The 22,332-nt window shown below is 45.2% G+C and carries 22 protein-coding genes; 19 read left to right on the top strand and 3 right to left on the bottom strand.

What is annotated here, in order from left to right; genetic code table 11:
- Positions 1-164: 164 nt before the first annotated feature.
- Positions 165-1,598 carry a 4-hydroxyphenylacetate 3-hydroxylase family protein gene (locus AACQ81_RS14990; protein WP_237385583.1) on the top strand — a complete coding sequence of 478 codons (1,434 nt, stop codon included), beginning with the start codon at positions 165-167 and terminating at the stop codon, positions 1,596-1,598.
- A 571-nt stretch (positions 1,599-2,169) separates the two neighbouring features.
- Here the strand turns inward: AACQ81_RS14990 and queG are convergent.
- Complete coding sequence (queG, locus tag AACQ81_RS14985) at positions 2,170-3,327, bottom strand: tRNA epoxyqueuosine(34) reductase QueG (RefSeq protein WP_237385582.1); 1,158 nt, start codon at positions 3,325-3,327, stop codon at positions 2,170-2,172.
- A gap of 206 nt (positions 3,328-3,533) precedes the next feature.
- Between queG and tsaE the strand changes: the two genes are divergently transcribed.
- The 6 genes from tsaE (at position 3,534) to hflX (ending at position 10,126) form a co-directional block, all read left to right on the top strand.
- On the top strand, positions 3,534-3,998 hold the full coding sequence (gene tsaE / locus AACQ81_RS14980; protein WP_237385581.1) for a tRNA (adenosine(37)-N6)-threonylcarbamoyltransferase complex ATPase subunit type 1 TsaE: 465 nt from the start codon (positions 3,534-3,536) through the stop codon (positions 3,996-3,998).
- A 14-nt stretch (positions 3,999-4,012) separates the two neighbouring features.
- Positions 4,013-5,356 carry an N-acetylmuramoyl-L-alanine amidase AmiB gene (amiB, locus tag AACQ81_RS14975; RefSeq protein ID WP_237385580.1) on the top strand — a complete coding sequence of 448 codons (1,344 nt, stop codon included), beginning with the start codon at positions 4,013-4,015 and terminating at the stop codon, positions 5,354-5,356.
- Between the two features lie 50 nt (positions 5,357-5,406).
- Complete coding sequence (mutL, locus tag AACQ81_RS14970) at positions 5,407-7,404, top strand: DNA mismatch repair endonuclease MutL (protein ID WP_237385579.1); 1,998 nt, start codon at positions 5,407-5,409, stop codon at positions 7,402-7,404.
- On the top strand, positions 7,397-8,338 hold the full coding sequence (gene miaA, locus AACQ81_RS14965; protein WP_237385578.1) for a tRNA (adenosine(37)-N6)-dimethylallyltransferase MiaA: 942 nt from the start codon (positions 7,397-7,399) through the stop codon (positions 8,336-8,338). Before mutL ends, miaA begins: the two co-directional genes overlap by 8 nt.
- A gap of 107 nt (positions 8,339-8,445) precedes the next feature.
- The gene (hfq, locus tag AACQ81_RS14960) at positions 8,446-8,748 is read left to right on the top strand and encodes an RNA chaperone Hfq (protein ID WP_237385577.1); all 303 of its coding nucleotides are present in this window, start codon (positions 8,446-8,448) and stop codon (positions 8,746-8,748) included.
- Positions 8,749-8,845: 97 nt separating this feature from the next.
- Positions 8,846-10,126 carry a ribosome rescue GTPase HflX gene (hflX, locus tag AACQ81_RS14955; RefSeq protein ID WP_237385576.1) on the top strand — a complete coding sequence of 427 codons (1,281 nt, stop codon included), beginning with the start codon at positions 8,846-8,848 and terminating at the stop codon, positions 10,124-10,126.
- A gap of 61 nt (positions 10,127-10,187) precedes the next feature.
- On the opposite strand, the gene AACQ81_RS14950 is transcribed toward hflX, so the two are convergent.
- A complete protein-coding gene (locus AACQ81_RS14950) occupies positions 10,188-10,325 on the bottom strand; it encodes a hypothetical protein (protein WP_237385575.1) in 138 nt (45 codons plus the stop codon).
- Positions 10,326-10,448: 123 nt separating this feature from the next.
- Here AACQ81_RS14950 and hflK point away from each other — a divergent pair, with 123 nt between their 5' ends.
- The 12 genes from hflK to cysQ all read left to right on the top strand — a co-directional run bounded on the left by hflK (position 10,449) and on the right by cysQ (position 21,555).
- The gene (hflK, locus tag AACQ81_RS14945; RefSeq protein WP_237385574.1) at positions 10,449-11,696 is read left to right on the top strand and encodes an FtsH protease activity modulator HflK; all 1,248 of its coding nucleotides are present in this window, start codon (positions 10,449-10,451) and stop codon (positions 11,694-11,696) included.
- 2 nt (positions 11,697-11,698) lie between these two features.
- Complete coding sequence (gene hflC / locus AACQ81_RS14940; RefSeq protein ID WP_237385573.1) at positions 11,699-12,700, top strand: protease modulator HflC; 1,002 nt, start codon at positions 11,699-11,701, stop codon at positions 12,698-12,700.
- 245 nt (positions 12,701-12,945) lie between these two features.
- Entirely contained in the window at positions 12,946-14,244 is a 1,299-nt protein-coding gene (locus AACQ81_RS14935) for an adenylosuccinate synthase (protein ID WP_237385572.1), read from the top strand.
- A gap of 205 nt (positions 14,245-14,449) precedes the next feature.
- Positions 14,450-14,881 carry a nitric oxide-sensing transcriptional repressor NsrR gene (gene nsrR, locus AACQ81_RS14930; protein ID WP_237385571.1) on the top strand — a complete coding sequence of 144 codons (432 nt, stop codon included), beginning with the start codon at positions 14,450-14,452 and terminating at the stop codon, positions 14,879-14,881.
- Positions 14,882-14,912: 31 nt separating this feature from the next.
- Positions 14,913-17,357, top strand: coding sequence for a ribonuclease R (gene rnr / locus AACQ81_RS14925; protein ID WP_237385570.1), 2,445 nt, complete (start codon positions 14,913-14,915; stop codon positions 17,355-17,357).
- A gap of 58 nt (positions 17,358-17,415) precedes the next feature.
- On the top strand, positions 17,416-18,153 hold the full coding sequence (gene rlmB, locus AACQ81_RS14920) for a 23S rRNA (guanosine(2251)-2'-O)-methyltransferase RlmB (protein WP_237385569.1): 738 nt from the start codon (positions 17,416-17,418) through the stop codon (positions 18,151-18,153).
- A gap of 188 nt (positions 18,154-18,341) precedes the next feature.
- On the top strand, positions 18,342-18,740 hold the full coding sequence (gene rpsF, locus AACQ81_RS14915) for a 30S ribosomal protein S6 (RefSeq protein ID WP_237385568.1): 399 nt from the start codon (positions 18,342-18,344) through the stop codon (positions 18,738-18,740).
- A gap of 5 nt (positions 18,741-18,745) precedes the next feature.
- Complete coding sequence (gene priB, locus AACQ81_RS14910; RefSeq protein ID WP_010845246.1) at positions 18,746-19,063, top strand: primosomal replication protein N; 318 nt, start codon at positions 18,746-18,748, stop codon at positions 19,061-19,063.
- Positions 19,064-19,067: 4 nt separating this feature from the next.
- Complete coding sequence (rpsR, locus tag AACQ81_RS14905) at positions 19,068-19,295, top strand: 30S ribosomal protein S18 (RefSeq protein WP_000135199.1); 228 nt, start codon at positions 19,068-19,070, stop codon at positions 19,293-19,295.
- Between the two features lie 38 nt (positions 19,296-19,333).
- Positions 19,334-19,786 carry a 50S ribosomal protein L9 gene (rplI, locus tag AACQ81_RS14900; RefSeq protein ID WP_237385567.1) on the top strand — a complete coding sequence of 151 codons (453 nt, stop codon included), beginning with the start codon at positions 19,334-19,336 and terminating at the stop codon, positions 19,784-19,786.
- A 151-nt stretch (positions 19,787-19,937) separates the two neighbouring features.
- Positions 19,938-20,558, top strand: coding sequence for an FKBP-type peptidyl-prolyl cis-trans isomerase (fklB, locus tag AACQ81_RS14895; RefSeq protein ID WP_237385566.1), 621 nt, complete (start codon positions 19,938-19,940; stop codon positions 20,556-20,558).
- Positions 20,559-20,811: 253 nt separating this feature from the next.
- Positions 20,812-21,555 (top strand): 3'(2'),5'-bisphosphate nucleotidase CysQ, encoded by a 744-nt coding sequence (gene cysQ, locus AACQ81_RS14890; protein ID WP_237385640.1) that lies wholly within the window; start codon positions 20,812-20,814, stop codon positions 21,553-21,555.
- Positions 21,556-21,648: 93 nt separating this feature from the next.
- Here cysQ and AACQ81_RS14885 read toward each other — a convergent pair whose 3' ends face one another.
- A complete protein-coding gene (locus AACQ81_RS14885; protein ID WP_237385565.1) occupies positions 21,649-22,206 on the bottom strand; it encodes a YtfJ family protein in 558 nt (185 codons plus the stop codon).
- Between the last annotated feature and the right edge of the window lie 126 nt (positions 22,207-22,332).

The following is a 22,332-nucleotide window of genomic DNA, read 5'->3' as shown; positions in this document are numbered from 1 at the left end:
CTAATTAATCGGTTCTCACTCTTTGTCGTATTCAACATAAGTATTGTTGTTATACCCGTTCTAAATAAGGGCAATTATCTTTGTATATTAATCACTGGTGCTGATTAAAAGACCTCTTTTCTTGACCTTTAAAAATCGTAACTGGCGACAGGAGTAAGGAAAAGATGATAAGGACCGGAGAAAAATATTTGGATGATCTGCGTGACGGACGAACCATTTTTATTAATGGAGAGAAAATCACAAATCATGTGGATCATCCTGCGTTTAAGAACGCTATCAGGTCGGTTGCAAGTTTATATGATTATAAAATTGCCCATGCCGATAGTATGACTTTTGAGACAGAAACAGGTAATCAACTTAGTCTGTACTGGCAATTGCCGTCTGCACCGGAAAAGTTAATTGCCCGTGGTCATGCCGCCTATGAATGGGCTAAGCAGACGATGGGTTGGCTGGGAAGAAGCCCCGATTATGTCGCTTCGGCACTGACAGGAATGATAACGCATATTGAGCTGTTTGAATCTTACTCGCAAGAACGTGCTGATGCTTTGCGAAATTATTTTTCCTATGTGAGTGAAAACGATCTTTATTTAGCTTATGCGCTGATTAATCCACAAGGCGATCGTTCAAAAACCCCCGGTGAGCACACGAAGAATATTTATCACACGCTTGGTGTGGTGGAAAAGAATACCAGGGGCATGATTGTCAGAGGCACCAAAATGCTGGCAACAGGGGCTGTTCTGGCAGATGAAGTTTTGGTTGGTTCACACAGGCCACTTAAGCAGGGTATTGATGAACGATATGCGCTCTCGTTTGCTCTGCCGCTCAATACGAAAGGTATCAAAATCATTTCAAGGAAATCTTACGAATTCGGGGTAAATCCCAAGGATTATCCGATATCGTCTCAATTCGATGAAACTGATTCCATGATCTATTTTGATGATGTGCTGGTGCCTTGGGAAAGAGTTTTTGTCTTCGAAGACATTGAGATGGTTGTTAACCAGCTGGATTTAACGGCGTCAGAAGCGATGATGGATATCCAAAGCCTGGCTCGTTATGCGGTGAAATTACATTTTCTGGCGGGCTTGGCTCAATCCATGGTTGAGGTAAACGGCGTTGCACAGCTCCCCGCAGTTAAAGAATCCCTTGCACAGTTGGCCTGTCATGCAATGAATGTTGAGGCGCTGTTCAATAGTGTACTCCATTGCCCAACAGTGCATAACGGGTTTTATTTGCCGGATAAAATGCAGCTTGATGCGTATCGTGTTATCTCGCAGTCAATATATCCAAAGGTACTGGAAACAATAAGGAAATTGGCTGGTGGAGGTGTTTTGATGCTGCCATCAAGCGAAGCAGATTTAGAAAATGATGAGATTTTAGGCATCATTGAGAAAGCTCAGTATTCGTCAGTTGTTTCCCCGATCGAAAGGGTCAGGATGATGAAATTGGTATGGGATGTAATAGGATCTGAGTTTGCTTCAAGGCATCATCAATATGAACTGTTTTATGCAGGTGCTGAGTATCAGACACTGGGACGTCTTTACAATCAATATGACTGGGGGGCATCTAAGGAGTTAGTTGAAAAGATTAAAACGTTCTAAGCGGGTCTTTATCTCACTATCATTGCAGTTGTCCCGGTAGCGGAAGAGTGCCAGTATGCTGACATTGGCACTTTTTACCCGCACGTCTTACCCAAAAGAATCCACCCCAAATAATCCAAAATAAATTGTCGATAAAGCCCTTGCTATCCTTCCGCAACAAGTCCATAATGCCGCCTCATTTTTGAAGAGGCAGAGGAAAATTTCTCCACTACTCCCTGAAGTGGATGTATATTTTTTATTTTCCTGCTGATTTCTGGTTTTTTCTACTAGAATTCAATTCTTGTTTTTTATCCACAGTATTGAAGATTATTGCCGTATTGGGTTACCTGATGATGCTTAACTTGTTACACAGAGTTATCCACAGGGCGTCTTTCTATATTTGAATTTTTTGCTTTATTATTCTAAGTAATAGTCTTTTCTTAACTTATTGATTATTTAAAATAATTAACCTGACTTAAAATCATATTGATTAATATTTATTCACATTTTGTCTGTTGAGCAGAAAAGCATTTTTATTTTATTCACAAGGAAATAGATGCTTTTTTTAATAAGATATTAGGATGATTAATTGTTAAGCATCCCGAGGAAGGCCTTTGGTAATTGCCCGTATCAGACGTTTTTGTTGTGAAGTTTGAACTTCAATTACGTTAGCATTGCGGCGGACCATTTGTTGGTCGATAGCCCAGTGGATATGTTCATCCAAAACATCACTCAAGCCGATTCTTTTTCCCAACGCTAACACAATGTCATCTTGATAAGGTGAGTTACCCAAAGCAACGGAAATATTGCGTAACCAGCGTAAATAACCAATCCGGCGGATTGCCGAACCTTCCGTAATACGCAGGAACTTTTCTTCACTCCAATTAAACAGATCGAGTAATTCAGGAGTATGCAGGGCTGCGCGAGGGCTAAAGTCAGCTTCATCAGTTAGCTGTGAAAAACGGTTCCAGGGACAAATCAGCTGGCAATCATCACAGCCATAAATCCGGTTGCCCATTAGTGGACGGAATTCTTCCGGTATCACACCTTCTAGTTCAATGGTCAGGTAAGAAATGCAGCGTCGGGCATCAATGGTGTAAGGCTCAGCAATAGCGCCCGTCGGGCAGGTGGTCATGCAGGCTACACAACGCCCACACTGTTCTTCTTGGGGAGCATCGACAGGCAGGGGAAGGTCAATCAGCAGTTCCCCAAGGAAAAACCAAGAACCCGATTCCCGATTTAATATAAGTGAGTGTTTACCAACCCATCCTAGCCCGGCTTTAGCCGCCAGTGGTCGCTCCATAATCGGGGCAGAATCGACAAAGGGGCGAAAATTCAGAGTCCCCTGATATTCATGAGCGCTACAATAGCTTTGAATTTGATCACCCAGTTTTTTTAGGCGTTGGCGCAGCAGTTTATGATAATCTCTGCCCAGCGAATATCGGCTAACATAACCCATTTGTGGATTATTAAGTGTGCTGGCAAAAGCCGCTTTAGCGGGCAGATAATTCATGCGTACGCTGATAACCCGTAAAGTCCCGGGCAACAATTCATGAGGGCGGGCGCGCATCATGCCGTGACGGGCCATCCAGTCCATTTCGCCGTGGTATTGTTTATCAAGCCATTCCTGTAGTTTTGGTTCTTCTGTCGATAAATCAGTGTCACAGATACCGACTTGCTGGAAACCAAGGGAGAGTCCCCATTGTTTGATATTTACTGCCAGAAGATTCAGATCGAGAGGGATTGCCATGGAATACAATTTACTGCCGCAAGAGGAAATGTAGCTTAACACAGTGTGGATTGAATACAAAAATGCGGCATGTAGCGTTATAGCAGGGCAGAAGATGTTAAATATCCGTATCCGTATCCGGGTTATGTTATGGTGATTGGCTGGATATTTAACTGATAAGCCTATTATTTTGACTCTTACTCAATAAATAAAATAGATATTTTTCGATGAAAGAACTCGTTTTATCACTTCCAAATGAAAATGCCACGGTTGCATTAGGCAATGCAGTGGCAGCAATCAGCAATCGCGGCTATGTTGTTTATTTATATGGCGATCTTGGTGCCGGAAAAACTACATTCAGTCGTGGTTTCCTACAGGCTCTTGGTCATCAAGGACATGTAAAAAGCCCGACATATACGTTGGTCGAGCCTTACGCCTTGCAACCACGGCCTGTTTATCATTTTGACCTTTACCGTCTGGCTGACCCCGAAGAATTAGAGTTTATGGGGATTCGTGACTATTTTCATCAGGATTCTATTTGCTTGGTGGAATGGCCTCAACAAGGCACGGGTGTTTTACCTGATGCCGATATTGAATTGTATTTAAGTTATGACAGTGAAGGGCGACAGGCGCGTTTTGTCGCATTATCTGATTATGGTGAAAGTTTGTTGGATAATTTGAAGTCCTGTTGAAGGAATACCCGACCATGCTGAATGCTTTTTTCGTGAATGCCCTTTTTGTGAATATAAGCGTGAATATAAGCAAAAAATGGCGTGCCCATTGGGTGATGGTTTGTGTCTTGTTTGTCATGTTGAACCAATTAGCCATGACGACAGCCGCAGCAGCAACGTTATCTGATATTCATGTGGCTAATAGCCCATCTGAAGCGACAGTAACGTTGAAATTCTCTGGTGGGAACCCTGACTATCGATTTTTTCCCCTGCATTCTCCTGAGCGGTTGGTGGTGGATATTCGTCAAACTAGTAAAATTACTGGATTGCCGATGCGTTTGTCCGGTCAGAATTTGGTAAAACTGGTGCGTTCCAGCCAGCCCCCTGATGCCCATCATCAGAGATTGGTACTGGAGCTGGCGGATAAATCTGCGTCTACCTCAGTGGTGAAAAACATGTCTGGTCAATATCAGGTGGTGATTACCCTGAAATCTAATGGCGCAGTGAATAAAACCGCTGTATTCAGTAATAATGCAGCTCAGGATGAAAGTAAGCAATCGCTAACATTCGGTGCTCAATTAACGAAACCAGATACCAAGCCAGTATCGAATCATCATAGTCAGGAGTTGAAAAAACAGGTCGCCAAAACTAAGCAAGGAAAGGGTATACGCCCGATTGTTATTGCCATTGATGCCGGACATGGAGGGCAAGATCCCGGTGCGATTGGGCAAAAAGGGTTGAAGGAAAAAAATGTAACTATTAGTGTTGCACGTAAACTGGAGACTCTTTTACGCAATGATCCTATGTTTAAGCCTGTATTGACCCGGAACGGTGATTATTTTATTTCAGTAGCCGGGCGTTCCGAAGTTGCGCGTAAGCATAAGGCCAATATGCTGGTATCGATTCATGCTGATGCTGCCCCTAATCACAGTGCGAAAGGTGCTTCTGTGTGGGTGCTATCTAATCGTCGTGCAAACAGTGAATTGGGAAGTTGGCTGGAGAAACATGAAAAACAATCGGAATTGCTGGGTGGTGCGGGAAATGTCCTTGCCAATGGGACAGATCCTTTTCTGAGTCAGGCGGTGCTGGATTTGCAATTCGGTCATTCCCAGCGGGTTGGTTATGATGTTGCTGTACAGGTATTAACTCAGCTAACCAGAATGGGTTCTCTGCATAAACGAATGCCTGAACATGCAAGCCTTGGTGTTTTGCGTTCACCGGATATTCCGTCTATTTTAGTGGAAACAGGCTTTATCAGTAATCTGTCTGAAGAAAAATTGTTGGGTTCCGATCAGTATCAGGAAAAATTGGCACAAGCGATTCATTTGGGATTGCATCACTATTTTCTGGCCAATCCGTTACAGACAGCGCCGAAGTAACTCATATATGCCTATCTAAGCAGGCAATAAATCGTAAACGAAGGTCGAATATGGCTATCAAGATATTACCTCCACAATTGGCAAACCAGATTGCTGCTGGTGAAGTGGTTGAACGCCCTGCATCTGTAGTGAAAGAATTGGTGGAAAATAGCCTTGATGCTGGCGCTACACGCATTGATATTGATATTGAACGCGGTGGTGCAAAGTTGATCCGAATCCGCGATAACGGTTGTGGTATTAGTCAGCAGGATCTCACATTGGCACTGGCACGCCATGCCACCAGTAAGATTGCTTCATTGGATGATTTGGAAGCAATTGTCAGTATGGGATTTCGAGGGGAGGCGCTAGCCAGTATCAGTTCTGTCTCACGGCTGACGTTAACTTCCCGTCCTGAAAGCCAGACAGAAGCATGGCAATCTTATGCGGAAGGCCGGGATATGGAAGTCACGGTTAAACCTGCTGCCCATCCTGTGGGAACAACGGTTGAAGTGTTGGATCTGTTTTATAACACGCCTGCCCGTCGGAAATTCCTCAGAACGGAAAAAACGGAGTTCGGCCATATCGATGAAGTGGTGCGTCGAATTGCACTGGCGCGGTTGGATATCGCCATCAACCTAAATCACAACGGAAAGTTAGTGCGTCAGTATCGCCCAGCGAAAGAAGAATCCCAGCATGAACGGCGCTTGGCTGCAATTTGTGGTACGGCGTTTGTACAGCAGGCTTTGACGTTGTCATGGCAACATGATTCTTTGTCTATTAAGGGCTGGGTTGTTGATCCCATGAGTGCCGCAACGGGGAGTGATATCCAATATTGCTATGTCAATGGGCGCATGATGAGGGATCGGCTGATTAACCATGCGATTCGTCAAGCTTATCAAGACTTGATTCAGGGTGAGCAACAGCCCGCTTATGTTCTGTATCTTGAGATAGATCCGCATCAGGTCGATGTGAATGTGCATCCTGCGAAACATGAAGTACGTTTCCATCAGGCCCGTTTGGTGCACGATTTTATTTATCAAGGTGTGGCTGCGGTATTGAAACAGCGAAGCAAGGGAGATGAATTGGCTCTTGGTTGCCAGGAGGCGACTGAAAACTGGGTGCCGGAGAATCGTCTTTCTGCCGGAGAAAATCATTTTCTCAGGAAGAGTATTGCGCCAGCAGATTCGGCCTCTTCTCTACCTCATGCTAATGACAATATCAAGCCGCGGGGATCAGAAAAACAGCCGTCATCTGGTCGTGAGACACAGCAATTGCATCATGGGGAAACCTATCAGAAAAAACAGGGAGAGCTGTACCAGAAATTGATTCAGTGTGCACCGGAAGAAAGGCGCCCTTTGTTTCCCGAAAGAGGAGCTGCATCGGGCAAAACGATCCCTGTTGCATCAGAAAAAATTGCTCCGGCACCGAGTTCATCAATATTTGATCAAGCAACGGTTCCTGCCAAATCAGTGCACATGAGCCAGGGAAAAAACAGCGGTGCCAGTTTGGGGTGTCACTATAGCTTTGGAAAGGTACTGAGTATCTATGCCGGCTGTTATGCTTTTCTTGAATCTACGCTGGGAATTGGGTTGCTCTCTCTGTCGGTTGCAGAACGCTGGTTGAAGCAGGCGCAATTGACGCCGGGGGAACAGGGGCTTAAATCCCAGCCATTGCTGATTCCGTTGAAGCTTGCTCTCAATCAGGCAGAAATGAGCGTCTTGAAGCAGAATAGTGAGTTATTAAAGACTTTTGGCATTGAATCTACAGTCGCGCATGGAAAAGTAACCATTCATGCGGTATCGTTGCCTTTGCGTCAACAGAACCTGCCGAAACTTTTGCCGGAACTGTTGGGCTATCTCGGGGAACAGCCAGCAGCTTCTGCCGGGCAGGTTGCAAGTTGGCTCTCCCGTCATGTGGGTAGCGAACATGAAATGTGGAACATCGCACAAGCTGTCCAGCTTTTGGCTGATGTCGAGCGTCTTTGTCCTCAGCTGGTGGGATCGCCGCCAGCAGGATTATTACAGTTAATTGATTTACAAGCAGTGGTGGCACTTCTTAATCATGAGTGATTTAAAAACTCAACCTTTGCCGACAGCCATTTTCGTTATGGGACCAACGGCTTCAGGAAAAACAGCGTTATCGATCGCTTTGCGTCAACATCTTCCGGTTGAATTAGTCAGTGTCGATTCTGCGTTGATTTATCGTGGCATGGATATTGGGACAGCCAAACCTTCCGCAGAAGAACAAGCACTGGCTCCTCATCATTTGATTGATATTCTCGATCCTGCTGAGACTTATTCCGCTGCCGATTTTCGCCGTGATGCCTTGAAAGAAATGGCAGCTATTACGGCGGCGGGGAGAATTCCACTCCTGGTGGGCGGAACCATGCTATATTTCAAAGCATTACTGGAAGGATTATCTCCATTACCCTCTGCAAATCCTGAAATCAGAGCGCAGATAGAGCAGCAGGCCGAGGAACTGGGATGGGAGGCTTTGCATCAGCAATTACGGGAGATTGATCCGGTTGCAGCGGCAAGGATTCATCCCAATGATCCACAACGTCTTACTCGTGCACTGGAAGTTTTTCGAATTTCGGGTAAAACTCTAACTGAATTGACTGAAACGACTGGAGAAATATTGCCTTATCGCGTTCATCAATTTGCGATCGCTCCTGCAAGTCGTGAAATTTTGCATCAGCGTATTGCCGCCCGTTTTGAACAAATGATCAAATCAGGGTTTGAAGATGAAGTGAAAGCACTTTATGCTCGTAGCGATTTGCATACAGATTTACCCTCCATTCGTTGTGTTGGTTATCGTCAGATGTGGTCTTACCTCGCAGGCGAAATATCTCATGATGAGATGGTTTATCGTGGTATCTGTGCGACACGCCAACTGGCGAAACGTCAGATCACGTGGCTCAGGAGCTGGGACAATGTGACTTGGTTGAATAGTGATCAACCTAAACAAGCACTAAATACGGTCATACAGGTTACTAGTACATAAATTCATTGATTGTGTACAATTGATCAGTACAAAGTGTCATTTTTGAGTAGTTACTTTTTCGAACCGAACGGTTCTTAGTTAAAACAACAAAATAAGGAAAACATAGAATGGCTAAGGGGCAATCTTTGCAAGATCCATTCCTGAATGCTTTGCGGCGTGAAAGGGTCCCGGTTTCTATTTATTTGGTCAACGGCATCAAATTACAGGGGCAGATTGAATCTTTCGATCAATTTGTCATTTTACTGAAAAATACGGTCAGTCAGATGGTTTATAAACACGCCATCTCTACTGTTGTACCTTCCCGTCCTGTGTCTCATCATGGTAGCAACCAGAATGCGACAACTGGTGTTGGGAATTATCATGCTGGCACTAACCCGGCAGCACAACAGGAAAGTGATGTCACTGAGTAAATCAGTGGCTGCAACTGACGTAAATAAAAACATAGGTAGGGAGACTTTACCTATGTTTTTTCCTATGGATTTTTACTCAGCCTGAGGGGTTGCACTGTTGTTTGATCGTTATGAAGGCGGAGAATTAGCCGTTCTGGTGCATGTTTTCTTCTCACAGGAAAAAGATACGGAAAATCTCAGTGAATTCGAATCATTGGTGACTTCCGCAGGTGTTTCTCCTGTGCAGATTGTAACGGGAAGCCGGAAGGCGCCTCATCCGAAATATTTTGTCGGTGAGGGCAAGGCAGAGGAAATTGCCGATGCTGTCAAAAGCAGTGGCGCAGATGTGGTGCTGTTTAACCATACCCTCAGCCCTGCTCAAGAACGCAATCTTGAACGCTTGTGCCAATGTCGTGTTATTGATCGCACTGGGGTGATCTTGGATATTTTTGCTCAGCGGGCAAGAACACACGAAGGCAAACTGCAAGTTGAACTGGCACAGTTACGTCACCTGTCTACCCGCTTGATACGGGGCTGGACTCACCTTGAACGCCAAAAAGGTGGAATTGGTCTGCGCGGTCCCGGAGAAACCCAGCTGGAAAGTGATCGTCGTATGTTGCGTGATAAAATCAAACAGATTTTAGGGCGCCTCAGCAAAGTTGAAAAACAGCGTGAACAGGGGCGTCAGGCACGTAATAAAGCCGATATTCCAACGGTTTCCCTTGTCGGCTATACCAACGCGGGAAAATCAAGTTTATTCAATAAAATAACGTCAGCCGAAGTTTATGCTGCTGATCAGCTTTTTGCCACCCTCGATCCGACGCTGCGCCGCATAGATGTCAATGATGTCGGCACCGTTGTCTTGGCGGATACAGTAGGTTTTATCCGTCATTTACCCCATGATTTGGTGGCAGCTTTTAAGGCTACCTTGCAAGAAACTCGACAGGCAAAATTGTTACTGCATGTTGTTGATGCGGCTGATAATCGTCTGGATGAAAACATTATCGCTGTTGACAGTGTCCTGGAAGAGATAGAATCAAATGAAATTCCTTCTCTGCTGGTGATGAATAAAATCGATATGTTGGAAGATTTTGTTCCTCGCATTGACCGTGATGAGGAAAATCGGCCTATCAGAGTCTGGTTATCTGCACAGACAGGCGAAGGTGTTCCATTATTACTGCAAGCATTGACTGAACGCCTTTCAGGTGAAATCGCACACTATGAATTGCATCTTCCACCAGAAGCGGGCCGCTTGCGTAGCCGTTTCTACCAGCTTCAATCTATTGAACGTGAATGGATGGAAGAAGACGGTCAAGTGGGTATAGAAGTCAGGATGCCGATGGTAGATTGGTGCCGACTGTGCAAACAAGAGCCAAATTTAACTGACTATATTGTCTGATTGATTGGCTCAGAGCAACAAACAAGGTATTATTTTATCTGCCATTTCAAGGTGCTTATAGTCATGGAGTAGCGGTGATGGAATGGCGGTGGTGAAATGATTGTGCCAGAATTGCAGTAATAGGATCAGCACTGTCAAAAGTATCACCCAATAATATTGGTTGCTTACAAAAACGATGAAGTTTGTCGTTTCTGCCCATGGAGGCCGCTGTCAGACCTATCCGGGATAGGCAACGGCCTGGGAAGTGGGAAGCCTCACCCGTTTGGGTGGAGAGCAGTCACCTCTGAAAAACCAGTGAAAAACTAAAAAGTGGAGCTAAAACATGGCGTGGAATCAGCCCGGTAATAACGGACAGGACCGCGACCCGTGGGGAAGCAGCAATAATAATGGCGGCAACTCCGGCGGCAACAATAGCAACAATAAAGGTAGTCGAAATCGTGGGGCAACTGATCTCGACGATCTGTTCCGTAAACTGAGCGAAAAACTTGGTGGTTTCGGTAGAAACAAAGGTGGAAATGGTTCTGAACAGACCCCTAAATTTGGTGGGCGTCTGATTGGCCTTGCCGTTGCTGCTGTAGTTGTTGTCTGGGTTGTAAGTGGTTTCTATACGATTAAAGAAACAGAGCGTGGTGTGGTTACTCGGTTGGGTAAATTTGCCCATATTGTTCAGCCTGGCTTGAACTGGAAAATGACGTTTATCGATCGGGTTCGTGCCGTTAACGTTGAATCTGTTCGTGAACTGGCGACAACGGGTATCATGCTGACATCAGATGAAAACGTTGTGCGTGCTGAAATGAACGTTCAGTACCGTGTAACTGACCCTGCGGCCTATCTTTTCAATGTCACCAATCCTGACAATAGTCTGCGTCAAGCAACAGACAGCGCAGTGCGTGGGGTAGTTGGCAAATACACAATGGAAAAAATCCTGACGGCAGATCGTACAATTGTACGTAATGACACTCAGAAAGTACTGGAAGAAACTATTCGTCCGTACAAGATGGGTATTACGCTGCTGGACGTTAACTTCCAGGCTGCGCGTCCACCGGAAGAGGTGAAAGCTGCATTCGACGATGTTATCGCCGCCCGTGAAGAAGAGCAAAAAACGATTCGTGAAGCAGAAGCCTACAAAAACTCTGTTCTGCCAATCGCTAAGGGTGATGCTCAACGCATTATTGAAGAAGCTAAAGCCTATAAGGTGAGTGCGATATTGAATGCTCAGGGTGAAGTGGCAAGTTTCGCCAAAATACTGCCTGAGTATAAAGCCGCACCAGAAATTACTCGTGAGCGCCTTTACATTGAAACTATGGAGCGTGTTCTGAGCCATACCCGCAAAATTATTGCGAACGAAAAGAGCAATAACATGTTGGTATTGCCGTTGGAGCAAATCCTGCGTCATCAGGCTGAAGCACCAAAACTTCAGCCAGGAAGCAAGGTAACTTCGGAGCAGGGCCACACGACGCACTCAACATCGACGCAAAGGCACTCAAGTTATAATTCTGGTTATGACAGCTCTGGCTACGGAAATTCAAACAATCTGCGTGGTGATACGCAAAGACAAGGGAGACCATAATCATGCGTAAGTCATTCGTCTTTGTTATTGCTGTCGTATTGGTCGTGTTGTATTCGTCGATATTTATCGTGTATGAAGGTCAGCGTGGCATTATGCTGCGTTTTGGTAAAGTGATGCGTGACTCTGAAAATAAACCTTTGGTTTATCAGCCCGGCCCGCATTTCAAAATTCCATTTATTGAAACAGTTAAAACACTTGATGCCCGAATCCAGACTATGGATATCAAGGCTGACCGTTTTCTGACAAGTGAAAATAAGGACCTGATTGTTGACTCTTATCTGAAGTGGCGCATTGAAGATTTCAGTCGCTATTATCTGGCAACAGGTAATGGAGAAATTTCTCAGGCTGAACTGTTGTTGAAACGCAAATTCAGTGACCGTCTGCGTTCTGAAATTGGTCGTCTGGATGTGCGCGGGATCGTAACCGATTCTCGTGGTCGTTTGACGACAGATGTCCGTAATGCGTTGAACTTGGGAACAGATGAAAGTGACTCAAGCGCAGATAGTGATATTGCTTCAGCTGCGGCACGTGTAGAGAAAGAAACGAAAGTTAAACAATCCGTCCTGAATCCGAACAGTATGGCGGCTCTGGGGATTGAAGTTGTGGATGTTCGTATCAAGCAAATAAACTTGCCAGATGAAGTCTCTGGTGCAATTTATCAGCGTATGCGTGCGGAACGTGAAGCTGTGGCTCGTCGTCATCGTTCACAAGGTCTGGAAGAAGCGGAGAAAGTCCGTGCAACTGCTGATAAACAAGCGACTGAAATCAAAGCTGAGGCAAACAGCCAGGCATTGGTTTTACGTGGTGAAGGTGATGCACAAGCGACCAAACTGTTTGCTGACGTTTTCAGTGAAGATCCTGAATTCTATGCATTCATCCGTAGCCTGCGTGCTTACGAAAAGAGCTTCAATAATGACGGTAACATTATGATTCTCAGCCCAGATAACGATTTCTTCCGTTATATGAAAGAGCCATCTAAGCAGCGCCATAGTTCGAATGATTGAGTGGTGTTGACAGGTTGATTACCTTAAATCACTTTCATTGAAAAAATACGGCTGACATGTTTGGCCGCTTCCTAAGCCACTGTAAAAAATGTACAGTGGCTTTTTTGTATACGGTCATCATTCCCAATGTTTACTTATTATCCCATTTATATGACGAAACGAAATAACAGAAGTGACAAAAAATACTGAAAGGTGCTAAATGAGATGGTAGAATCCATTTTTAAGCAACCGAGTGAAATTTTGAAATGGGTAAGAACGTTGTCGTATTGGGCACCCAATGGGGTGACGAGGGCAAGGGTAAAATCGTCGACTTGCTGACTGAACGAGCTAAGTATGTAGTTCGTTATCAAGGGGGCCACAATGCGGGCCATACACTAGTCATCAACGGTGAAAAAACCGTTCTCCACTTAATCCCATCTGGGATCTTACGTGAAAATGTCATTAGCATTATCGCAAATGGGGTCGTTTTAGCACCAGATGCTTTGATGAAAGAGATGAGAGAGCTTGAATCACGTGGGATTCCTGTACGTGAACGCTTACTGATTTCTGAAGCCTGCCCGCTGATCCTGCCTTATCATGTTGCATTGGATAATGCCCGCGAAAAAGCACGTGGCGCTAAAGCGATTGGCACTACTGGTCGTGGCATCGGCCCGGCATACGAAGATAAAGTTGCACGTCGTGGTCTTCGTGTTGGTGATCTGTTTGATAAAGAAGCCTTCGCTGCCAAACTGAAAGAAATCATTGATTATCACAATTTCCAACTGGTTAACTACTACAAAGAACCGACTGTTGATTATCAGAAGACGCTGGACGACATTCTGGCTGTTGCTGATATCCTGACTGGCATGGTAGTTGACGTTTCTGATCTGCTTTACAAAGCAACTCAGAAAGGTGAGCTGGTGATGTTCGAGGGTGCACAAGGAACACTGTTGGATATTGACCACGGTACTTACCCTTATGTGACTTCTTCCAATACCACTGCGGGTGGTGTTGCAACTGGTTCCGGTCTGGGTCCACGTTATGTTGACTATGTTCTGGGTATCATCAAGGCTTACTCTACCCGTGTTGGTGCAGGCCCATTCCCAACCGAACTGTTTGATGAAACTGGTGAATACCTGCGTCAGAAAGGTCAGGAATTTGGTGCTACTACAGGTCGTAGTCGTCGTACCGGCTGGCTGGATATCATTGCTATTCGTCGTGCGATCCAAATCAACTCCTTGTCAGGCTTCTGCATGACCAAACTGGATGTGCTGGATGGCTTGAAAGAAGTGAAAATCTGCGTTGGCTATCGCCGGCCTGATGGCTCCGTAATTGACATTACGCCATTGGCGGCAGAAAACTGGGAAGGTCTGGAAGCCGTTTATGAAACGCTGCCAGGTTGGGATGAAAGTACCTTCGGTGTGAAAGATCACAGCCAGTTGCCACAAGCAGCATTGAACTACATCAAACGTGTAGAAGAGCTGACTGGTGTTCCTGTTGATATTATTTCTACAGGCCCAGATCGTGCAGAAACGATGATCCTGCGTGATCCATTTGATGCTTAATTGATAATTTAATCTTTTAGGCATACATAACCGGGCTTAATGCCCGGTTTTTGTTTTTTAAGAAATCAAGAAGCAAGCCGCTCTGTTTTGCTTAATTTTAAAAATACCCACATAATGATGAACAACTAACGAAAACCAATATACAGAACAGACATTTTTTGGTTCCAAATAAACCCCCGTTATATTCAGTCTCCCAGAGGTGAGTGTGCAGTTAACCAGTTTTACCGATTATGGATTACGTGCTTTGATTTATATGGCTTCTTTACCAGCAGGTCAAATGACGAGCATTACAGAGGTAACTGAAGTTTATGGTGTCTCACGTAACCATATGGTAAAGATCATCAACCAACTTAGTCATTTAGGGTTGGTGAAGGCTGTCAGAGGAAAAAATGGTGGCATTAGTCTGGGTAAACCTGCCAGCGAGATCAAAATTGGTGATGTGGTTCGCTCATTAGAGCCACTTGCATTGGTTAACTGTAGTGCTTGTCAAATCACGCCTGCATGTCGCTTAAAATCAGTCTTGAATCAAGCAGTAGAGAATTTTTTGGAAGAGTTGGATAAACATACTTTGACCGATATGGTTAAAGACAATCGTCCCCTTTATCAGTTGCTTCTGGCTAGTGAAGTAAGGGGATAAACAGCTTGCTGATGACAACAGAGGAATGACGATGTCAAAAGATCCTTTTCAGGAACGAGAGGCTGAAAAATACGAATCTCCAATTCCAAGCCGTGAATACATCTTGGGTATCATTTCTAAACACACCGCTCCGGTAAGCCGTCAGGAATTAGCACAAGAACTTCAATTAACCAGTGCAGATGCACAGGAAGCATTGCGCCGCCGTTTGCGGGCAATGGAACGTGATGGACAGTTAGTTTTTACCCGTCGTCAATGTTACGCGCTGCCAGAGCGTTTAGATTTATTGAAAGGAATGGTGATCGGTCACCGTGATGGCTATGGTTTCCTGCGGGTAGAAGGCCACAAAGAAGATTTTTATCTATCTGCCGAACAGATGAAAATGGCTATCCACGGTGATGTTGTACTGGCACAACCTTTGCGACCAGACAGAAAAGGCCGCATTGAAGTCCGTATCGTACGAGTGCTGGAGCCGAAAAACAGCCAAATAGTTGGCCGGTATTTCATAGATGCAGGCATGGGGTTTGTCGTTCCTGATGATAGCCGCCTGTGTTTTGATATCTTGATCCCGAAAGAAGATACTTGCGGAGCAAGAATGGGGAACGTCGTGGTGGTTGAATTAACAAATCGCTCGACTCGCCGTACTAAAGCCATAGGCAAAATTGTTGAAGTATTGGGTGAAACGATGGGAACGAGCATGGCGGTTGAAATTGCGCTTCGTACCCATGAAATCCCACATAGTTGGCCACCCATGGTAGAAAAACAGGTGGCTGATTTAGATGAGAATGTTCCTGAATCCGCCAAACAAGGCCGTGTTGATTTACGTGAATTGCCGTTGGTAACAATCGATGGCGAAGATGCCCGTGACTTTGATGACGCGGTATATTGTGAAAGAAAACGCGGTGGTGGTTGGCGTTTGTGGGTTGCGATTGCTGATGTGAGTTACTACGTTCGTCCACAAACAGCTTTGGATACAGAAGCACGCAGCCGTGGTAATTCGGTCTATTTTCCGTCCCAAGTTGTACCAATGCTGCCAGAAGTGCTGTCGAATGGATTGTGCTCCCTCAATCCAGACGTTGATCGCCTGTGTATGGTGTGTGAAATGACCATTTCTGCCCAAGGCAAATTATCTTCCTATAAGTTTTACGAAGCGGTGATGAATTCACATGCGCGTTTGACCTATACGAAAGTTTGGAAGATTTTGCAGGGTGATCAAGAACTGCGTGAACATTACAAGCCGCTGGTGACTCATATTGAGCACCTGCATGAACTTTATCAGGCTCTGGAACACGCACGCGAAGATCGTGGGGCGATTTCGTTTGAATCTGAAGAAGCCAAATTTATTTTTAACGCGGAACGCCGTATTGAGAGTATTGAGCCAGTTGTACGCAACGATGCTCATAAACTTATCGAAGAATGTATGATTCTGGCTAACATTGCGGCTGCCCGCTTTGTTGAAAAACATAATGAGCCAGCGTTATACCGTATTCATGATCGCCCGAGAGAAGAGAGCATCCTGAATCTTCGTTCGGTCTTCAATGAACTGGGGTTGAGTTTATTGGGTGGCCTGAAGCCAGAGCCGAAAGATTATGCGCAATTGATGAAAGATGTCGCAGAGCGACCAGATCACGAATTGCTGCAAACAATGCTGCTGCGCTCCATGAAACAGGCAATTTATGAGCCTGAAAATCGGGGGCACTTTGGTCTGGCGTTGCGTGCTTATTCTCATTTTACTTCACCGATCCGCCGCTATCCTGATTTGGCATTGCACCGTGCTATCAAATATTTATTGGCGCAAGAAAACGGTGTTGTTGAGCATCGCGAGACGCCAACAGGTGGCTGGCACAACGATATGGAACACATGCTGCAATTGGGCGACCACTGTTCCATGAGTGAACGTCGTGCAGATGAAGCGACAAGAGATGTAGCTGACTGGCTGAAATGTGATTTCATGCAAGATCAGGTGGGTAATGTTTTCACCGGACTTATTACCAGTGTGACTGGTTTCGGTTTTTTTGTCCGCTTGAATGATCTGTTCATTGATGGTTTGGTCCATGTTTCGACTCTGGATAATGATTATTACAGATACGATAATGTCGGCCAGCGCTTGATTGGTGAGTCTTCCGGGCAAACATATCGCCTTGGTGATGAAGTTGAGATCCGTGTGGAAGCCGTAAATATGGATGAGCGTAATATTAATTTCACCTTGCTGTCCTCGACACGTAAAGCGCGTAACCAAGGTAAAACAGCGCGTGATAAGGCGAAAAAAGGCAACTCAAATTCAGAGCGTAAGAATGGTAAAAAAGGCCGGGATTATAAAAAAACAGCCAATTTTGAGCCAGATAGCGAATTTCATAAAAAGAAAAGTACGGAAAAACCTAAATCGTCTAAGCAAAGCAAAAAGAAAAAACAATCAGACACAACCAAAAAAATTACGGCAAAATTGAAAGCAAAACGTGCAAAGAAAAGCATGAATTAATTGCCCATAAAAACAGTCAGTAAAAATAGTCAATCAGTGAGTTAGGTATCAGCCAGTCATGAGTGAAATTATCTACGGTATCCATGCCGTTAAAGCCCTGTTGGAACGTGATCCACAGCGATTCATGGAAGTTTATGTATTAAAAGGGCGTGAAGATCGTCGTTTGACTCCATTGTTGCAGGAACTGGAAAGTATCGGCATTGCGGTGCAACTGGCCAATCGCCAATGGTTGGATGCCCAGACAGAAAGTGGCGTACACCAAGGAATCATTGCCCGGGTCAAACCGAGTCGTCAGTATCAAGAAAATGATTTGCCGGATTTGTTATCCCGGATGGATCGCCCATTTCTGTTGATACTGGACGGTGTTACTGATCCCCATAATTTGGGGGCTTGTCTGCGTACTGCTGATGCTGCGGGAGTTGATGCGGTTATCGTTCCCCGTGATCGCTCAGCACAATTGAATGCGACAGCTAAAAAAGTTGCCTGTGGTGCCGCAGAAAGCGTGCCACTGATCCGTGTGACCAACCTTGCCCGTACTTTACGTTTGCTGCAAGAACACAATATCTGGATTGTCGGGACGGCGGGTGAAGCCACTCATGCGTTATACGAGAGCAAATTAACTGGCCCGATGGCCTTAGTTATGGGGGCGGAAGGCGAAGGAATGCGTCGGCTGACCCGTGAACATTGCGATGAATTGATCAGTATTCCAATGGCAGGCTCAGTTTCTTCCCTGAATGTATCGGTTGCAACAGGGGTATGCTTGTTTGAAATCGTACGTCAGAGAAGCGCCCAGTAATTTTTACCTATTTCAAATCGTTTGAAAGAAGAATAAACGCGTTTTTCTCCTACCCGTACCTTGAGTTTTTTATATTGTACGGGTATAGTGACGCGTCGATTTTTCAGCCGTACTAAACACGTTCCTTGCCTCCATGGGCCACGGCTGACCCTGACAGGAGGCTGAATAATCCGTAAGGAGCAATGCTAATGCGTCATTACGAAATCGTTTTTATGGTCCATCCTGATCAAAGCGAACAGGTTCCGGGCATGATCGAGCGTTACAGTGCGACTATCACTAACGCGCAAGGTCAGATCCACCGTTTGGAAGACTGGGGTCGTCGTCAATTGGCTTACCCAATCAACAAACTGCACAAGGCTCACTACGTTCTGCTGAACGTTGAAGCGCCACAAGAAGCGATTGATGAACTGGAAACTAACTTCCGCTTCAACGACGCCGTTATCCGCAGCATGGTTATGCGCGTTAAGCACGCAGTAACTGAAGCATCACCAATGGTTAAGGCTAAAGACGAACGTCGTAGCCGTGATCTGGCTCTGGAAGAAGACCTGGTTGATGATGCTGATGAAGCTGGGGATTCTGAAGAGTAATTACCGTGACAACCAATCGTTTGGTGCTTTCTGGCACAGTGTGCAAGGCACCGATACGAAAAGTCAGTCCATCCGGTATTCCACATTGTCAGTTTGTGCTTGAACATCGTTCACAGCAACAGGAAGCCGGATTCAGCAGGCAGTCATGGTGCAGAATGCCCGTTATTGCCAGCGGACAGTTGTTACAGGAATATACTCACAGTATAACGGTCGGCAGTCGAATAACTGTTTCAGGATTCATTAACTCCCATTATGGGCGCAATGGTCTGAGTAAACTGGTTCTTCATGCCGAGCAGATTGAATTGATAGATTCTGGAGACTAGCCAAATGGCACGTTATTTCCGTCGTCGCAAGTTCTGCCGCTTCACAGCGGAAGGCGTACAAGAGATCGATTATAAAGACATTGCTACGCTGAAAAACTACATTACCGAAAGCGGTAAAATTGTACCAAGCCGTATTACCGGCACTCGTGCAAAATACCAGCGCCAGCTCGCTCGTGCTATCAAGCGTGCGCGCTACCTGTCTCTGTTGCCTTATACTGATCGTCATCAGTAATAGGCTCAGTCCATTAACGACTTTGAGAGGATAAGGTAATGCAAGTTATTCTGCTTGATAAAGTAGCGAACCTGGGTAGCCTGGGTGACCAAGTTAACGTTAAATCGGGTTATGCCCGTAACTTCTTAGTACCACAGGGCAAAGCTGTTCCTGCAACTAAGAAAAACATCGAATTCTTCGAAGCTCGCCGTGTTGAACTGGAAGCCAAACTGGCTGACGTTCTGACAGCAGCGCAAGCTCGTGCAGAGAAAATCAACGCACTGGGTTCTGTTACCATCGCTTCTAAAGCGGGTGACGAAGGCAAACTGTTCGGTTCTATCGGTACTCGTGACATCGCTGATGCAGTAACTGCTGCTGGTGTTGAAGTATCTAAGAGCGAAGTTCGCCTGTCTAACGGCGTTCTGCGTACTGTTGGTGAGCACGAAGTTCACTTCCAAGTACACAGCGATGTATTCGCACAGTTGAACGTTAACATCGTTTCAGAAGCTTAATTTTTGATTAGGCTTACGAACATGTGACGAAAGAACGCTGGCATAGCCAGCGTTTTTTGTTATCAGCCCTGATTAACCCCCTTCACGCGTTTACCCATCTGTATAGTGCTGTTATGCTTGAGTCTTCACTCATTTAATAACAGGTATTTTCATGACAAAACCTTCTTTTGACTCTATTGAAGCACGCGCAAGTTATGGTATTGGCTTGCAAGTTGGCCAACAATTACAGGAATCTGGTTTGCAGGGTTTGGAGCCAGAAGCGCTTTTGGCGGGATTGTGTGATGCGCTGGAAAGCCGCACTCCTGCTATTCCTGTAGAAGAACTGCATCGTGCTCTGCGCGAAATACATGAACGTGCTGACAGCGTTCGCCGTGAACGCCAGCAGACGATGGCAGAAGAAGGCAACAAATTCCTGACAGAAAATGCCCAGCGTGAAGGGGTAGACAGCACTGAATCCGGGCTGCAATTTTCTGTCCTGACACAAGGTGAAGGTGCAATCCCGGCTCGTACTGATCGTGTTAGTGTTCACTATACTGGTCGCCTGATTGATGGCACTGTATTTGATAGCTCAGTACAGCGTGGTACACCAGCAGAATTTCCTGTAAGTGGCGTGATCCCAGGCTGGATTGAAGCGCTGACTCTGATGCCAGTAGGTTCTAAGTGGGAACTTTATATTCCTCACAATCTGGCTTATGGTGAGCGTGGTGCGGGCGCATCCATCCCTCCTTACAGCACACTTATCTTTGAAGTAGAATTACTGGAAATTTTATAATTCTATTTCAATGGAATAGCCGGTTAACCGGCTATTTTTTTGTGTGAATTTAGCTGTAATCGGTAAATAAAGTATTCGCCATTACAGTAAAAAGTGCGTTAAAAATGTAGTTTCTTTCAAGTGATATATACCCAATAGATTTCGAGTTGCGGCATGGCGATAAGGAAATGAATCCTCGACATAGATAACAGCCATTCAAGTAGCAATTTGAAAGCATAAGGGGATAGCTGAACAAAGAATGCAGAGGTGTATGATGCTACAACAAGTCTGCCAATTGGCACGGGAAGCGGGTGCAGCGATCATGGAGGTCTATCTGTCTGAACAACCGTTGCAAGTAGAGCACAAGACGGACAATTCACCTGTTACAGCTGCGGATATTGCAGCACATAAAATTATCAAAGCTGGATTGTTGCGGATTGCCCCTGATATCCCCTTGTTATCAGAAGAAGATCCTCCTATATGGGAAGAACGGCAAAGCTGGCAGCGTTACTGGTTGGTTGATCCACTGGATGGTACAAAAGAGTTTATTCGCCGGAATGGTGAGTTTACTGTCAATATCGCATTAATTGAGGATGGCATACCTGTTATGGGTGTCGTTTATGTCCCTGCACAGAATATTCTGTATTCGGGGCAGGGACGTCAGGCGTGGAAGGAAGCCAATGGACAGACACTTCCGATTAAAGTTGTGCCTGCAACACTGCCAATTGTGGTAGTTAGCCGCTCTCACCGAGATGATGAAGAATTAAATGATTATCTTGCTCAATTAGGGGTTCACGACATACTATCGGTTGGGTCTTCACTTAAGTTTTGCATGGTTGCGGAAGGAAAAGCCCAGCTTTATCCACGCTTTGGGCCAACGAATATCTGGGATACGGGTGCCGGACATGCTGTTGCAATTGCCGCAGGTGCACATGTTACCGATTGGGAAGGAAAAACATTGAATTACTCCCCGCGTGAGTCTTTCCTGAACCCGGGTTTTAGAGTCAGCATCTTTTGAAGCTCAGGTGATAATGGCCCACTGCCGTGGAACCATTATCACTGAACTATTATGAAAAGATTATCGTCATTTAGAATCCGATTGGGATGAAAGTTATTTTTTCAGTTCTTCTTCAATAAGGCTGATAACGTGCGTGATCTCTTCATTACTCAACTTGCCGTCTTTGACAAATTTCACGTTACCATTTTTATCCAGCACAATAATTGCTGAACTCTTCGGTTCCAGTCCCCATGCTTTTTTGGCCAGTCCATTGCTGTCGACAATAAATTGTGACCATGGAAACTGTTTTTTGCTGTCTTCAAGGTTATTACGAACGAAGACGCTGGTGCCAAAAATAGCATCGTCGGTATTTACGATACTGGTTGTTTGATATTTATCTTTTGGTAAGCCGGCATTTTTTAATGCTTGAATCAGAGGGTCATTCATCTCTTTTGCGGAACTACGGCCAGCAATGTGCTGGATAGTTCTTACTTTTCCCGGAAGTTCAGTACTGTCCCAATTTTGGTAGCTGAACTTGCCATCGTTGAATAACAGCTCACCTTTATCGGTCACACTGACCGCAGGAACTTGTTGTTCTGGTGTGATGTTATGGGCGAAAGCAAATATTGGTATCAAACTCAATATTGCAGATAACGCAATGTTTTTTATCATATTTATTCCTCATTTGGCATGGTGTGGCATGTTATCAGGGAACGTCATATTCAGCATAGCGCTTGTTGACTGGTCTGTCCTCATTAAAAGCAACAATTTGGTAACATTTAGCGTGAAATATAAGCA

The organism is Xenorhabdus sp. Sc-CR9 (assembly GCF_963897815.1).
Taxonomy (GTDB): domain Bacteria; phylum Pseudomonadota; class Gammaproteobacteria; order Enterobacterales; family Enterobacteriaceae; genus Xenorhabdus.
This window is presented reverse-complemented; position numbering and strand designations above follow the sequence as displayed.